This is a genomic window from Burkholderia paludis (assembly GCF_000732615.1).
Classification (GTDB): domain Bacteria; phylum Pseudomonadota; class Gammaproteobacteria; order Burkholderiales; family Burkholderiaceae; genus Burkholderia; species Burkholderia paludis.
The window spans coordinates 40,864-55,602 of record NZ_JPGL01000069.1 but is presented as its reverse complement, the minus strand read 5'-3'; the positions used below and the strand labels follow the sequence as shown (position 1 = coordinate 55,602).

At 69.5% G+C, this 14,739-nt stretch carries 14 protein-coding genes; 5 read left to right on the top strand and 9 right to left on the bottom strand.

What is annotated here, in order from left to right; translation table 11 throughout:
- Positions 1-890 (bottom strand): efflux RND transporter periplasmic adaptor subunit (locus GQ56_RS0132360; protein WP_031402599.1); only part of this gene is annotated, 890 nt, incomplete at its 3' end.
- Between the two features lie 402 nt (positions 891-1,292).
- Here GQ56_RS0132360 and GQ56_RS0132355 point away from each other — a divergent pair.
- Positions 1,293-1,934 carry a TetR family transcriptional regulator gene (locus GQ56_RS0132355; protein ID WP_031402598.1) on the top strand — a complete coding sequence of 214 codons (642 nt, stop codon included), beginning with the start codon at positions 1,293-1,295 and terminating at the stop codon, positions 1,932-1,934.
- Between the two features lie 75 nt (positions 1,935-2,009).
- Here the strand turns inward: GQ56_RS0132355 and GQ56_RS0132350 are convergent, their stop codons facing one another.
- The gene (locus GQ56_RS0132350) at positions 2,010-2,687 is read right to left on the bottom strand and encodes a cysteine hydrolase family protein (protein WP_031402597.1); all 678 of its coding nucleotides are present in this window, start codon (positions 2,685-2,687) and stop codon (positions 2,010-2,012) included.
- Between the two features lie 153 nt (positions 2,688-2,840).
- Here GQ56_RS0132350 and GQ56_RS0132345 point away from each other — a divergent pair, with 153 nt between their 5' ends.
- Complete coding sequence (locus GQ56_RS0132345) at positions 2,841-3,848, top strand: helix-turn-helix domain-containing protein (RefSeq protein ID WP_031402596.1); 1,008 nt, start codon at positions 2,841-2,843, stop codon at positions 3,846-3,848.
- A 71-nt stretch (positions 3,849-3,919) separates the two neighbouring features.
- Here GQ56_RS0132345 and GQ56_RS0132340 read toward each other — a convergent pair whose 3' ends face one another.
- From GQ56_RS0132340 to GQ56_RS0132315, 6 genes are all read right to left on the bottom strand, one after another.
- The gene (locus GQ56_RS0132340; RefSeq protein WP_031402595.1) at positions 3,920-4,624 is read right to left on the bottom strand and encodes a CoxG family protein; all 705 of its coding nucleotides are present in this window, start codon (positions 4,622-4,624) and stop codon (positions 3,920-3,922) included.
- A gap of 28 nt (positions 4,625-4,652) precedes the next feature.
- Positions 4,653-5,012: a DUF427 domain-containing protein gene (locus GQ56_RS0132335; protein ID WP_031402594.1), complete on the bottom strand. Its 360-nt coding sequence runs from the start codon at positions 5,010-5,012 to the stop codon at positions 4,653-4,655.
- A 133-nt stretch (positions 5,013-5,145) separates the two neighbouring features.
- Positions 5,146-5,580 (bottom strand): carboxypeptidase-like regulatory domain-containing protein, encoded by a 435-nt coding sequence (locus GQ56_RS0132330; RefSeq protein WP_031402593.1) that lies wholly within the window; start codon positions 5,578-5,580, stop codon positions 5,146-5,148.
- 75 nt (positions 5,581-5,655) lie between these two features.
- On the bottom strand, positions 5,656-7,140 hold the full coding sequence (locus GQ56_RS0132325; RefSeq protein WP_031402592.1) for a DegQ family serine endoprotease: 1,485 nt from the start codon (positions 7,138-7,140) through the stop codon (positions 5,656-5,658).
- 223 nt (positions 7,141-7,363) lie between these two features.
- Positions 7,364-8,710, bottom strand: a complete 1,347-nt coding sequence (locus tag GQ56_RS0132320; RefSeq protein WP_031402591.1) for an ATP-binding protein — start codon at positions 8,708-8,710, stop codon at positions 7,364-7,366.
- Between the two features lie 3 nt (positions 8,711-8,713).
- Positions 8,714-9,376, bottom strand: a complete 663-nt coding sequence (locus tag GQ56_RS0132315) for a response regulator (RefSeq protein ID WP_031402590.1) — start codon at positions 9,374-9,376, stop codon at positions 8,714-8,716.
- Between the two features lie 214 nt (positions 9,377-9,590).
- Here GQ56_RS0132315 and dacB point away from each other — a divergent pair, with 214 nt between their 5' ends.
- The 3 genes from dacB (at position 9,591) to GQ56_RS0132300 (ending at position 13,632) form a co-directional block, all read left to right on the top strand.
- Positions 9,591-11,126 (top strand): D-alanyl-D-alanine carboxypeptidase/D-alanyl-D-alanine endopeptidase, encoded by a 1,536-nt coding sequence (gene dacB, locus GQ56_RS0132310; protein ID WP_031402589.1) that lies wholly within the window; start codon positions 9,591-9,593, stop codon positions 11,124-11,126.
- A gap of 365 nt (positions 11,127-11,491) precedes the next feature.
- Entirely contained in the window at positions 11,492-12,406 is a 915-nt protein-coding gene (locus GQ56_RS0132305; protein WP_031402588.1) for a sterol desaturase family protein, read from the top strand.
- Between the two features lie 95 nt (positions 12,407-12,501).
- Positions 12,502-13,632, top strand: a complete 1,131-nt coding sequence (locus GQ56_RS0132300) for an SGNH/GDSL hydrolase family protein (RefSeq protein ID WP_031402587.1) — start codon at positions 12,502-12,504, stop codon at positions 13,630-13,632.
- Between the two features lie 77 nt (positions 13,633-13,709).
- Here the strand turns inward: GQ56_RS0132300 and GQ56_RS0132295 are convergent, their stop codons facing one another.
- Positions 13,710-14,738, bottom strand: a complete 1,029-nt coding sequence (locus GQ56_RS0132295) for an L-threonylcarbamoyladenylate synthase (RefSeq protein WP_031402586.1) — start codon at positions 14,736-14,738, stop codon at positions 13,710-13,712.
- Position 14,739: the final 1 nt, after the last annotated feature.

Here is a 14,739-nt window from a genome sequence, read left to right as displayed (position 1 = left end):
TCCTCGATCCGTGCACGCACGAACATCCCCGGCAGCAGCACCTTGCCCGGGTTCGGGAACACCGCGCGGATCGTCACCGAGCCGGTGGTCTGGTCGACCGTCACGTCCGAGAACTGCAGCTTGCCCTGCTCCGAATAGGTCTTGCCGTCCTCCAGGATCAACGACACCTTCGCCGCGCCCGGGCCGGTCGTCTTCAGGCGCCCGCTCTGCACGTCCTGACGCAGCTTCAGCCCTTCGAGGCTCGACTGCGTGAGGTCGACATACACCGGGTCGAGCTGCTGCACCGTCGACATCAGCGTCGCCTGGCTCGCCTGCACGTACGCGCCCGGCGTCACCTGCGAGATGCCGACGCGGCCCGTGATCGGCGACACGACGTCGGTATAGCCGAGGTTGATCTGCGCGGTATCGACCGCCGCCTTGCCGGCCGCGACGTCCGCCGCGGCCTGGCCCTGCGTGGCCACCGCGTTGTCGTAGTCCTGCTTGCTGACCGCGTTCGCGGCCACCAGCACCTTGTAGCGCGCGACCAGCGCGTTCTGCGTGACGAGGTTCGCCTGCGCCTTCGCCAGCGTCGCCTTCGCGCTGTTCAGCGCGGCGATGTACGGTGCCGGGTCGATCTTGTAGAGGCGCTGGCCAGCCTTGACGTCGGTGCCTTCGGTGAATTCACGGCGCAACACGATGCCGTCGACCCGCGCGCGCACCTGCGCGACGAGGAACGCACTGGTGCGGCCCGGCAGTTCGGAGAAGACCGGTACGGATTGCGGCTGGACGGTGACGACGCCGACTTCCGGCGTTTGCGGCGGCGGTGCCGATTCTTTTTTCCCGCACGCGGCCAGGAAAACGGCGGCCGTCGCGACAGTGATTAAGCGGTATGGAACCCGTTCGACGCGCATGGAGCGACCTCTGTGTATAACCAATGGAATAAGTGCCACACCCGACCGTCGGGAGTGCAACACGGATGCGCCTCGCGGCGCAGATCGAACACCTGAATTACTGGACTACTGGATACGGCACGTCGGCACGCGACCTCCATGCCGACGGGATGCAGCGAACTGCGGACTGGTGCTTGGGCGGGAATCAGCAGTGTGGGATATTAACTGATTGCCACTTGGGTCATTCGATCGTAGGGTGGTATTGTATATACATTCACGAATGTATGTAAAAAGCCCGTTTATGCCCCGCCAACGGTCCAGTCTTACGGATTGTTACCAATCGCAAGCATAGCCCGTCTGCACGACGGCGGCGAGGGTCACCGACCCTATATTCATCTACGATCGATCCAATCAGGCCTGCACATGGTCAGACGTACCAAGGAGGAGGCGCTCGAGACGCGCAATCGCATCCTCGACGCCGCCGAGCACGTGTTCTTCGAGAAGGGCGTGTCGCACACGTCGCTCGCGGACATCGCCCAGCACGCCGGCGTGACGCGCGGCGCGATCTACTGGCATTTCGCGAACAAGAGCGAGCTGTTCGACGCGATGTTCGACCGCGTGTTTCTGCCGATCGACGAGTTGAAGCGGATGCCGCTGGACGCGCCGGGCGGCCATCCGCTCGAGAAGATCCGCCAGATCCTGATCTGGTGCCTGCTCGGCGTGCAGCGCGACCCGCAGCTGCGCCGCGTGTTCAGCATCCTGTTCATGAAGTGCGAATACGTCGCGGACATGGAGCCGCTGCTGCAGCGCAATCGCGCGGGGATGAGCGAGGCGCTGCACGCGATCGACGCCGATCTGGCGGCAGCCGTGCGGCTCAAGCTGCTGCCCGAACGGCTCGATACGTGGCGCGCGGCGCTGATGCTGCACACGCTGGTCAGCGGCTTCGTGCGCGACATGCTGATGCTGCCCGACGAGATCGATGCCGAGCAGCATGCGGAAAAGCTCGTCGACGGCTGTTTCGACATGATGCGCTACAGCCCGGCGATGCTGAAGGCCGCCGACTGACGCGCAGGGCCATCGCCTGCCCGCAGCGGTTTGCGTTTCTCCGGACGGCGGGCGGCAACGCGCCGCCCGCCCGGTTCAGGCCGCCTTCACGCGCCGCTCGCGGGCCCGCCCGTTCGACGCGACCACCGAATCGCACTGCGGCATCGGCGCGCCGGCCAGTCCGGCGATCCACGCGTCGGTCGACATCACGGCGGCAAAATTCGACTGGAACACCACCGCGTACGCGCGGTGAATCTCCTCGGCGCTCGCCGCGCCCGCTTCGTTCTCGTACGGCAGCGCGCCCGTCGCGTCGTTCAGGTATTCGACCTTCAACGCCGCGTGTGCCGCGTGATAGACCGTCGATGCATTGCAGTTGTGCGTCATGTAGCCGGTCACCGCCAGCGTGTCGACACCGTGCGCGTCGAGCCACGCGGCCAGATCGGTCCCCGCAAACGCGCTCGCCTGCGACTTCTCGATCAGATGTGCATACGGCCGGCTGGCGACCACCGCATGCAGCGCGGCGCCGTCGGAACCGGGCGCGAAGATCGGTGCGCCGGCCGGCGCGACGTGCTGGACGACGATCACCGGCACGCCGGCCGCATGCGCGGCATCGATCGCGCGGCCGATGTTCGCGAGCGACACGTCGAGCGGCGGATACTCGATCGGCAGGTTGCCCGTCACGTATTCGTTCTGGACGTCGATCACGATCAGCGCCCGGCGGGCGGCGGGACGGGAGGCGGATTGAGAGGCGGGATGCGGGACGGCGTTCGACATGGCGGGCTCCGGGTCGGTGGAGCGCGGCGCCGCCCCGGGACGGGACGGCCAGCCGCGCGATGCGATGCATTGTCGGGCCGCGTCGCCCACGCGGACAGTGGCCCGATAGCCATTCTTCGATAGAATCGGGCCATCGCCATTCCGGAGCCCGCCATGGCCGCCGCCGTCCCGCCCGCCCCGCCCCGCCCGACCGTCGTCGCCGTGATCGCGTACGACGGCGTCAGTCCGTTCCACCTGTCGGTGCCGTCCGTCGTGTTCGGCAAGGAGCGCGACGCGGCCGCGTCGCCCGTATTCGAATTCCGCGTCTGCTCGGCCGAGCGCGGCCCGCTGTCGACGACGGGCGGCTTCACGATCACCGCGCCGTACGGCCTCGACGGGCTCGACGACGCGGATATCGTCATCGTGCCCGCGTGGCGCGACCCGGACGAAGCGCCGCCCGACGAGCTGCTCGACGCCGTCCGCGCGGTTGCCGCCCGTGGCGCGCAACTCGTCGGGCTGTGCCTGGGCGCTTACGTGCTCGCCGCCGCCGGCCTGCTCGACGGCCGCCCGGCCACCACGCACTGGGCCTGGGCCGACGACTTCGCGCAGCGCTTTCCGCGCGTGAAGCTCGATCCGGACGTGCTGTACGTGGACGACGGCAACCTGATGACGTCGGCCGGCACGGCCGCGGGGCTCGACTGCTGCCTGCACGTCGTGCGGCGGCGCTTCGGCTCCGACGCCGCGAACCAGATCGCGCGCCGTCTCGTGATCCCGCCGCACCGCCAGGGCGGGCAGGCCCAATACGTGCCGCAGCCGGTTGCCGCGCACCCGCGCGACGCACGGCTCGCGGGCCTGCTCGACTGGGTGCGCGCACGCCTCGATACCGCGCACAGCGTCGATTCGCTCGCCGAACGCGTGCTGATGAGCCGGCGCACGTTCACGCGGCACTTCCGCCAGGCGACCGGCACGACCGTCACCGCATGGCTGCAGGCCGAACGGCTCGCACGCGCGCAACACCTGCTGGAAACCACCGGACAATCGATCGACGCGATCGCGCAGGCGGCCGGGTACGGATCGAGCGTGTCGCTGCGCCAGCATTTCGCGGGCGCGCTCGGCACGTCGCCGTCCGCGTATCGAAGGGAATTTCGCGGCGCCGGAAGCGGCGCCGAGGCAGGACGCTAGCGCCCGCTCCGCGAACAACGGCGCAACGGGCAGGCCGTGAAGCAGCGCCGGCGGCCGAACGGGGCGGCGGCTCAGCCGCCGTTGATCCAGCGCGTCGCGTAAAGCAGCAGCGCGACGAACACGATCATCGCGGCCCACGCCCACACGGGCACCGTACCGGAACCGCGATGCGGGAGCGCGCTGGCCGCGCGCCCGGTCAGCGCGCCGCCGAGATGCGGCAGCGGACGCTTCGTCGCGGCCATCAGCGACGCCGGCCGCAGGAACACATGCTGGCGCCGGTGCGCGGCCGAGCGCGCGCGATTCGGCGCGAGACCGTGCTTCGCCTGCACGACCGCGCAGAATTCACGGAAGAAATCGTCGGTCCATTCGCGCAGCGCGTTGTCGATCTGCCGCCCGGGCAGCTCCGCGAGCGGTCCGCTCGCCGTCGCCCAGACCACGTACGACAGACGCGTCGCGTCCGCGTCGTCATCCGGCATCAGCACGAGCTCGACCTGGCCGCGCAGCGCGCCGAGGCCATCGGCCCGCGCCTTGAAATTGATCACGCGGCGCGGCTGCCCTTGCGCGTCGTCCCGTTCGGCGGCCGCATGCGCCCGCACGTCGTAGCGGGCACGCAACGGGCCGAGCGGCACCGTGATCGTCAGCGCGAACTCGCCGTGCGCCAGCTTCGCGAACGATTCGCAATGGTCGAAGCTCGCCCGCAGCAATGCGAGATCCTCGAAAGCCTCCCGCACGACAAGCGGCGCGAGCGGTACGCGTAACGTGTCGTTCAGTTCCATGACGCCTCCCCGATGAACGCGCGCCGCATCAGGACGTCTCGACGAGACTGTCGATCCGTGCGACATCGAAGGCGACGTAGTGCGCGAGCGCGGACGCCGCCCCCTCCGGTTCCTCGTAACTCCATGCGGCGCGCTCGATCACGCCGTCTTCCGTCTGCAAATCGAAGTGCACGGCCTGCCCCCTGAACGGACAGGTCGTCGTGATGGCCGATTTCACGAGCCGGCGCATGTTGACGTCGCGACGCGGCAGGTAGTGGATGTCCGGCAGTCCGGATTCGCGCACGGTCAGCGCGCCATGCGAATCGGCGTACGTGATGCCGCGATGGATCACGCGCACGCGATGGCGGTTCGGCACGATTTCGAGTCGAGGATCGGCGGCATCGGACATCGTTTCTCCTTCGGGCGGCCCGGCGGGCAGGCCGGGCGCAGGAAACGAAAAAGCCACGGCAGGGTGCCGTGGCTTCATTATGGGCGAAACTTCGTCCGAATGCGCGACCCGGGCCGGGGCCGCAGATAGCAGGCTACTGCGCGCTCCACTGGAACGCGGTTTTCGTGCCGCCCTTCGCCCCGACCGTGACGGCGTGCGATTCATCGTTGCCCTGATACGACGCATGCACCGTGTAACGCCCCGGCGGCACCTTCACGAGCATGTACGGCCCGCGCGCGTCGGTTTTCAGCACGTCGGCGCCCTTGCCGTCGACGATCCGCACGTGAACGTCGGCCAGGAACTCGCCACCCTTGCCGGTGAAGCGCAGCGCCAGCGGCCACTTCGATTCGTTGCGCTGGAAGGCCGTCGACTCGTCCTGCCCGACGCCGCCGGACACGAAGCTGACGTCGCCCTGCTGGCGTGCGGCAGGCAAGCCGTCCTGCGCGTACGCGCCGGTCGCCCCGGCTGCGAGGCCGGCGGCCAGGGCCGCGGCGACGGCAAATCGGGACACGTTGCGTAGATGGTGCATGGCTCTCTCCTTGGGGTCGGAACATGGGCCGGGCGCGGCGCCGCGCGAACGAACGGCGGCGCCCGTCGTGGCCGGTCAGCTCAGGTCGACCGGCACGAAGATCTGGGCATTATCGCGCTGGATCAGCAACGCCAGGCTGTCGCCCGCGTTCTTGACCGCATCGCGCAACTGCTCGGGGCTCGTGACCGGGCGGCCGTTGACCGCGAGGATCACGTCGCCGGGCTGGATGCCCGCGTTGGCGGCCGGCCCGCCGGCCTGCTGCACGATCAGCCCGTGCGACAGGTTGTCGGCACTGCGCTCCTGCGGCGACAGCGGCCGCACCGCGACACCCAGGCGCCCCTGCTCGACCGGCCCGCCGTCGTTCGACGCCAGCTTCGCGTCGGCCATCGCGCCGAGCGTCACGCTGACCGACTTCTTCGACTTGTCGCGCCAGATCTGCAGATCGGCCTTCGAACCCGGCTTCAGGTTCGCGATCTGCGCGGGCAGCGACGTCGAATCGGCGACCGGCGAGCCGTTGACCGACAGGATCACGTCACCCGGTTGCAGGCCCGCCTTCGCGGCCGGGCCGTTCGGATCGACCGAGCTGACGAGCGCGCCGTCCGGCTTCTGCAGCCCGAACGAACTCGCGAGCGTCTGGTTCAGCCCCTGCACGGCGACGCCGAGACGGCCGCGACTCACGTGCCCGGTCTTCACGAGCTCGTCCTTCACCTTGATCGCCTCGTTGATCGGGATCGCGAACGACAGGCCCTGGAAGCCGCCCGTCTGCGAGTAGATCATCGAGTTGATGCCGATCACCTCGCCCTGCAGGTTGAACAGCGGGCCGCCCGAGTTGCCGGGGTTCACCGGCACGTCGGTCTGGATGAACGGCGTGTAGTTCTCGTCCGGCAGCGCACGCGACTTCGCGCTGATGATGCCCGACGTGACCGTGTTGTCGAAGCCGTACGGCGAACCGATCGCGACGACCCACTGGCCGACCTTGCTCTGGCCCGGATCGCCGATCTTCACGGTCGGCAGGCCGCTCGCGTCGATCTTCAGCACCGCGACGTCGGACTGCTTGTCGGAGCCGACAACCTTCGCCCGGTATTCGCGCTTGTCGGTCAGCTTGACCGTGACGACGTTCGCGCCGTCGATCACGTGCGCATTGGTGAGGATGTAGCCATCGGAACTGATCACGAACCCCGAACCGAGGCTCGCGCTCGGCTGGTCGTCCTGCTGCGCGTCGCCGCCCATCCCCGGCACCTGGCCGTAGAAGTGCTTGAAGAACTGGTAGAACGGGTCGCTCGGATCGATCGGCAGTTGCGGCTGCGGCACGCGCCGCGACACCTGCTTCACGACGTGCTTCGCGCTGATGTTCACGACCGCCGGGCCGTAGGTCTCGACGAGCCCGGAGAAATCGGGGATGCCGGTCTTGGCGGCCGCTTCGGCCGGCATCAGCGCGGCGGCCTGCGCGGGCGTGATGATCTGCGGATCGGCGCGGCGGGTGCCGGCGACGTAGCCAGCGGACAGGGCAGCCGCCACGGCGACCGCGACGGCGCCGCGCGCAAGGAATCGGGTGTTCATCGTAGGACCTCCTCTTTGTTGGAATGCAGCGTAACGACCCTGACTTAAAGGAGGCTTAATCAGCCTTGAGCGAAGCTCAGGGCCGGCTCGCGCGCACAACGGGCTCGCGAACGCGCGTTGCCGGCCGCGGTGCCAGGCGCGCTCCGCTGCCCGGAACGATTCATCCGTGCGGCTGGCCCGCCCTTCGCGCGCACAGGCTCCGGGCCACCGCCCGGCGCTCCCGTCAGACGGCTTCCTGCTCGCGCGGCGCCTGGGCCGGCAGGTCGGCGTCGCGGAACACGACGCTCACGAGCAGGCCGCCCGCGGCCGCGTCGCCGAGCGACACCGTCGCCCCCTGCTGCGCGGCCACGCGCTTGACGATCGCGAGCCCGAGCCCGCTGCCGGACACGTCGGTGCGCGCCCGCGCGGAGCTGTCGCGATAGAAGCGGTCGAACACGCGCTCGCGTTCGTCGGCCGGAATGCCCGGCCCGCTGTCGCCGATCTGCACGCATGCGCGGCCGGCCGCGTCGCGGGTCAGCGACACGTCGATGCGGCCGCCGTCCGGCGTGTACTTCACCGCGTTGTCGAGCAGGTTGCCGAACATCACGCGCAGCGCGCCGACGTCCGCGACGACGCTCGCCGCACGCGCCTCCTCGAAGCCGAGATCGATATCGCGGCGCTGCGCGAGCGGCGCATGGGCGGCCACGCATTCGGCGAGCAGCGCCTGCAGATCGATCGGCTCGCGCATCGTCGCGCCGTCCGGTTCGGCGCGCGCGAGCGCGAGCAGTTGCTCCGCGAGGCGCGTCGCGCGCGTGACGCCGTCCTGGAGATCCGCGACCGCCTCGCGGCGGGACGCGTCGTCCTTCGCGCGGGCGACGAGCTGCGCCTGGATCTGCACGGCCGCGAGCGGCGTGCGCAGTTCGTGCGCGGCGTCGGCCACGAAGGCCTTTTGTGTATCGAGCGCGGCCGACAGCCGCGCGAGCAGCCCGTTCAGCGCGCGCACGAGCGGCTGCACCTCGAGCGGCAGGCGCGCGTCGGGCAACGGATCAAGCGCTTCCGGCCGGCGCGCTTCCACCGCGCGCGTCACGCGGCCCAGCGGCGCAAGCCCGCGCCCGACGATCACCCACACGGCCGCGCCGAGGAACGGCAGCAGCACGATCAGCGGCCAGAGCGTGCGCAGCGCGACGTTCGCCGCGAGGCGGTTGCGCACCGACACGGGCTGGGCGAGCTGCACGACGTTGTCGCCGACGATCGCGCCGTACACGCGCCATTCGCCGCGGTCGGTGCGCTCGGTCGAGAAGCCGAGCTCGGCGCGCGGCGCGATAGGCGCACGCGGATGCGAGAAGTACATCAGCACGCCGTTGCGGTTCCAGATCTGGATCACGATGCCTTCGTCGCCGTTGGTGCGCGAGCCGAACACCTGCGAGAAGGGCTCGGACGGCAGCGCCGCGGCGATTTCCTGCAACTGGTAGTCGAACAGTTCGTTCGCCTCGGCGAGCGCCTGCCGATAGATGAGCCAGCCCGCGATGCCCACGCCCGCGACGACGATCGCGAGCAGCCAGATCAGCAATTGATGACGAATCGACCTCACGCGTCAGCTTTCCTTGACGACCATGTAGCCGAGCCCGCGCACGTTGCGGATCAGGTCCGAGCCGAGCTTCTTGCGCAGCGCGTGGATGTACACCTCGACCGTGTTGCTGCCGATCTCCTCGCCCCAGCCGTACATCTTCTCCTCGAGCTGGCTCTTCGACAACACCGCGCCGGGCCGCGCGAGCAGCGCTTCGAGCAGCGCGAACTCGCGCGCGGACAGCGCGACCGGCGCGCCGTCGAGCGTCACCTGGTGCGAAGCGGGATCGAGCGTCAGCGCGCCGTGGCGAATCAGCGATTCGCTGCGCCCGGCCTGACGGCGGATCAGCGCGCGCATCCGCGCGCCCAGCTCGTCGAGATCGAACGGCTTGACGAGGTAGTCGTCGGCGCCCGCGTCGAGCCCCTTCACGCGATCGGCGACCGCGTCGCGCGCGGTGACGATCAGCACCGGCAGCGCCAGGCCGCGCGCGCGCAGCGTGCGCAGCACGTCGATCCCGTCGCGCTTGGGCAGGCCGAGATCGAGCAGCAGCAGGTCGTACGTCTCGCCGCCGAGCGCGGTGAGCGCCGCGTCGCCGTCCTGCACCCAGTCGACCGCGCAGCCGTCCGAGCGCAGCGCCTTGCGCACGCCCTCGGCAATCATTCGATCATCTTCGACAAGCAGAATCCGCATCGGGACAGGCATCCATGGGGCGAGTCAAACACGCCGATCATTGTAGCGCCGCGAATCGCGTGCGCGGCATGCCCGTGGCAAAGATGCGCGCGGGCGCTTCTGCAATGCAACAGAAAGGTGGATTGCAAGGGGCCTGTCCGGACTTGTCTCTACAATGGGCGCTTCGGCGCCCCGCGCGCCCTGCCCGAACCCCGCGCTTCCCCCGTATTCGCCCATGCCGATTTCCGAACTTTCCACCCGGTTTGCCCCCAGCACCCGCGCCTGCCTGCGCGCGGCCACCGTCATCGCCACCTGCGCGGCCCTCGCCTTCGCGCCAGCCGCGCAGGCCCGCAAGAAATCCCACAAGGACGCGCACAAGACCGCCGTCGTGTCGCCGGCCGCGCGCGCGGCCGGCCTGCCGGCGTCCGTGCTCGTCGCGTTGCAGCGCGCAAAGGTGCCGGCGTCGGCGATGAGCGTCGTCGTCGAGCGCATCGGCGATCCGGAACCGCTGATCGCGTGGAATGCGAGCCGGCCGATGCTGCCGGCGTCGACGATGAAGCTCGTGACGACCTTCTCGGGCCTGTCGATCCTCGGTCCCGACTACCGCTGGCACACGACCGCCTACACGGACGGCACGGTCGACCCCGACGGCACGTTGCAGGGCAACCTGTACATCAAGGGCACCGGCGATCCGAAGCTCGTGCCCGAGGAACTGGTCGACCTCGTCGACAAGCTCCGCAAGGCCGGCGTCAAGCGCGTGGCCGGCGGCCTCGTGCTCGACAAGAGCTATTTCGCGCCGTCGACGCGCGACCTGCCGTCGTTCGACGACGATGCGAGCGCGCCGTACAACGTCGGCCCCGATCCGCTGCTGTATGCGTTCAAGGCCGTGACGTTCACCGTCACGCCGGGCGACGACGGCAAGGTGGCCGTCGACGTGCTGCCGCCGCTCGCGAACCTGTCGGTCGACAACCAGCTCGTCGAAGGCACCGGTTCGTGCAGCGCGGCCGCCGCGGCCGCGCGGCCGACACTGACGGACGGCGGCGGCGGGATCATGACCGCATCGTTCGCCGGCGACTATCCGCTGCGCTGCGGCGCGCACACGACCAACCTCGCGATCCTCGATCACACGACGTTCTTCGCACGCGGCTTCCTCGCGCTGTGGCAGCAGGACGGCGGCACGATCGCGGGTCCCGTGAGCGAAGGCAAGGTGCCCACCACCGCGCGCCCGCTGGCCGTGCATCACAGCCCGGTGCTCGGCAGCATCGTCTACGACATCAACAAGTTCAGCAACAACGTGATGGCGCGCAACCTGTTCCTGACGATCGGCGCGGTCAGCGGCAAGCCGCCCGCGACGCCCGAGCAGTCGAGCCGGGTCATCCAGGCGTTCCTGCAGAAGAACGGCATCGCGATGCCCGACCTCGTGCTCGAGAACGGCTCGGGGCTGTCGCGCGAAGAGCATGTGAGCGCGCTGTCGCTCGCCGCGCTGCTGCAGGCCGCGAACGCGAGCCCCGTTGCGCAGGCATTCATCGATTCGCTGCCGATCGCCGGCATCGACGGCACGATGAAGAACCGCCTCACCAACGCCGGCGTGCTCGGCAACGCGCACATCAAGACCGGCACGCTGCGCGACGTGCGCGCGATCGCCGGCTATGTCGCCGGCGCCGACGGCCAGAGCTACGTCGTCGTCAGCTTCATCAACGACGATCACGCGGAAGCCGCGCGCGCCGCGCACGACACGCTGCTCGAGTGGATCTACGCGGGCGCGCACTGACGAGCCGCGCGGGACGGCGCCGCCGGCTGCCGGCGTGCGTCGACCAGCGCCGCGCGGCGCGCCACCCCGTGCAACGGGCCGCCCGCGCGGGCGGCCCGCACCCCGATTCCCGCCCCCCGCGGTTTGAAACGCGGGCCGCCACCAGTGCGCGACGCACCGCGCGCCAACCGTCCCCATAAAACAGGGCCACACCGCCCGCCCCCGTGCCACGCGGCTTCCGTAGAAACCCTGTCCTCAGAGGGAACCCTCTACGCTCCCCTCTCGCCTAGCGCGTGGCGATTGCGTAGGCTGTTGGCCTGACCGATATCTACAACGGGCCACACGCCCGGCCTCACGGCTTGCAGGGGAAAGAAGGAGACACGCCCATGCGATTCGACGTCGAATTGCTTCTGCTCGCGCTGGCGCCCGTCTTCCTGCTCTGTATCGCGTGGGAGGCCTGGCACCTCGCCCGCACTCGTGCGCAGGACCACGTCTATGCGTGGCGCGACACGCTGTGCAACGCGGCGCTCGCGCTGATGCACCAGGGCGCCGACAAGCTCGCGTGGCTGTTCGTGATCCCCGTCTACGCATACTGCTACCGGCACTATCGCCTGTACACGTGGCACGACGGCTGGCTGTCGTTCACGGTGCTGTTCGTCGCCCAGGATTTCCTCTACTACGTGTTCCATCGCGCCAGCCATCGCGTGCGCTGGCTGTGGGCCGCGCACGTCGTCCACCACTCGTCCGAGCGGATGAATTTCTCGACCGCGTTCCGCCAGAGCCTGATGTACCCCGTCGCCGGCATGTGGGTGTTCTGGCTGCCGCTCGCGTTCGCCGGCTTTCCGCCGCAGCAGGTCGTCGGGATCGTGCTGATCAACCTCGCGTTCCAGTTCTTCGTGCACACGCAGGCGATCGGCAAGCTCGGCTGGCTCGAATACGTGCTCAACACGCCGTCGATCCACCGCGCGCACCATGCGCGCAACCCGCGCTACATCGACCGCAATTACGCAGGCGTCCTTGTGATCTGGGATCGCCTGTTCGGCAGCTATGTCGAGGAAACGCCCGACGATCCGCCGCAGTACGGGATCGTCGAGCGGCTCGGCTCGAACAACCCGCTCGTCGCGACCTTCCACGAGTGGATCGCGATGGCCGCCGACGCGTTGCGCGTCGACGGCTGGCGCAACAAGCTGCGCGCGATTTTCGGCCCGCCCGAGTGGGCGAGCGCTTATCATGCGCAGATTGCCGAGGCCGCGAACCCCGATCCGCGCGCCGTGCCGCTTGCGGCTGCGCGCGACCGATAAACCGTTTCAGCCAACGGCCGCCGCGCAGCCCGGAACCGAGCAGGCACGCGGCAGATGAGAAACACATCAGGCCATATCTACGAGGAGATAGAACGATGCAGACACAACAACACGCACCTTTCCGCACCCGGCAGCGCATGCTGCGCACCGCGCAGGTCGCGATCGCCGGCGCCGCGTTCGCCCTGCTCGCCGCGTGCGGCGGCGGCGACGACAACAACAGCGGCAGCGCATCGAACACGCCGCCGTCCGGCGTGAACATGCAGATCGTATCGTTCGGCGACAGCCTGTCCGACGTCGGCACCTACTCGCAGATCAAGCTCGGCTTCGGCGGCGGCCGCTTCACGACCAACCCGGGCCAGGTTTGGACGCAGAACGTCGCGCAGTACTACGGCAATACGCTGCAGCCCGCGAACCAGGGCGGCTTCGGCATCCCGCTGCAGGCCACCGGCGGCCTCGGCTACGCGCAGGGCGGTGCACGCGTGACGCAGCAGCCGGGTATCGGCCATGCGGCCGCAAGCGTCCCGAACGCCGACTACGCACAGGCAACCACCACGCCGATCGCGAGCCAGCTCACGCAATACGTGCAGCAGCACGGCAGCTTCAACGCGAACCAGATCGTGCTGCTGAACGGCGGCGCGAACGACATCTTCTACCAGGTCGCGGCCCTGCAGGCAGGCGCCATCACGCAGGCGCAGCTGCAGCAGAACATCGGCACCGCCGCGCAGCAGCTCGCGGGCCTCGTGCAGCAGATCATCGCGTTGGGCGCGACCCACGTGTTCGTGTCGAACGTGCCGGACATCGGCGGCACGCCGCTCGCGGTCCAGGGCGGCACGCAGACGACCCTCACGCAACTGTCGATGCTGTTCAACGGCACGCTCGCCGCGACGCTGCAGGCGCTCAAGGTCGACACGACCAAGTACGTGCTGGTCGACACGTTCACCTGGCAGGACGGCATCCTCGCGAACTACCAGGCCAACGGCTTCTCGGTGTCGAACACCGGCACCGCGTGCAACCTGCAGGCGATGGTCACGGCCGCCACCCAGTACGGCGTGTCCGACCCGAGCGCGTTCGGCTCGTCGCTGTTCTGCTCGCCGCAGACCTACACGGCCGCGAACGCCGACCAGACCTACATGTTCGCCGACACGGTCCACCCGACGACGCACCTGCACGCACTGTTCGCGCAGTACGTCGAGCAGCAGATCGCGAAATCCGGCGTCGGCAAGTAAGCAGCCGCCCGCCCAAACAGAAACGCCCGACCGGTTCGCCGGTCGGGCGTTTTTTGTTTCCGGTGCGCCGGACTGCGTCAGTCGTGCGCTTCGAACGCGGCCGCCGCGCGGCCCAGGCGATCGTTGACCGCGATCCATTCGACGGTTTCCGGCAGCTTCTCGACGAGAATCCGTGCGACCTGCGCGCGGTCGAGCGCGCGCAGCATTCCGTACAGGTCGCGCGCGTAGGCCTGCGGATCTTCCGGCGCCGCGACGAAATGCACGCCGTCGGCCTGCGCCCAGCGTCCCGCACGCGACGCGCGCGCGACCAGCGCGACACGCTCGCCGTCGGTCTGGGCGGCCGCGAGCAGCGGCTCGAGCGTATCGAACGGCAGCAGCGCGAGCGGCGTGCGCGGCGCGTAATGCGCCTTCAGCGTGCCCGATGCACGCGGCGCGGTCGCGTCGCTGCCGTCCGGCAGCCGCGGCGCGCGGCCGAGCACGTCGGCGATCTGCTGCGGCGTCACGTGGCCCGGGCGCAGCAGCGCCGGGAAGCCGCGCGACAGGTCGAGAATCGTCGACTCGATGCCGACTTCCGAAGCGCCGCCGTCGAGCACGTGCACGGTGTCGCCGAATTCGTCGCGCACGTGCTGCGCGGTCGTCGGGCTCACATGGCCGAACCGGTTCGCCGACGGTGCGGCCACGCCGCCGTGCCCGCCGCGCCGCGCGCTGAACGCGGCCAGCAGCGCCTGCGCAACCGGATGCGACGGGCAGCGCAGCCCCACCGAATCCTGGCCGCCGCTCACGGCGTCCGGGATGCGCGCGTGACGCTTCAGGATCAGCGTCAGCGGCCCCGGCCAGAATGCATCGATCAGCGCCTGTGCGTCGGCCGGCAGGTCGTCGGCCCAATAGCCCGGGTCGCCGCCCGGCGGAAGGTGCACGATCACCGGATGATTCGCGGGCCGCCCCTTCGCCGCGTAGATCCGCGCGACGGCCTCGGGATTCGCCGCGTCGCCGCCGAGCCCGTAGACGGTTTCGGTCGGGAACGCGACGAGCTGGCCCGCGTCGAGCAGCGCGGCGGCCGCGTCGATCTGCGCGGGCGTCACGGAGGTCGGGAGATCGATGGACATC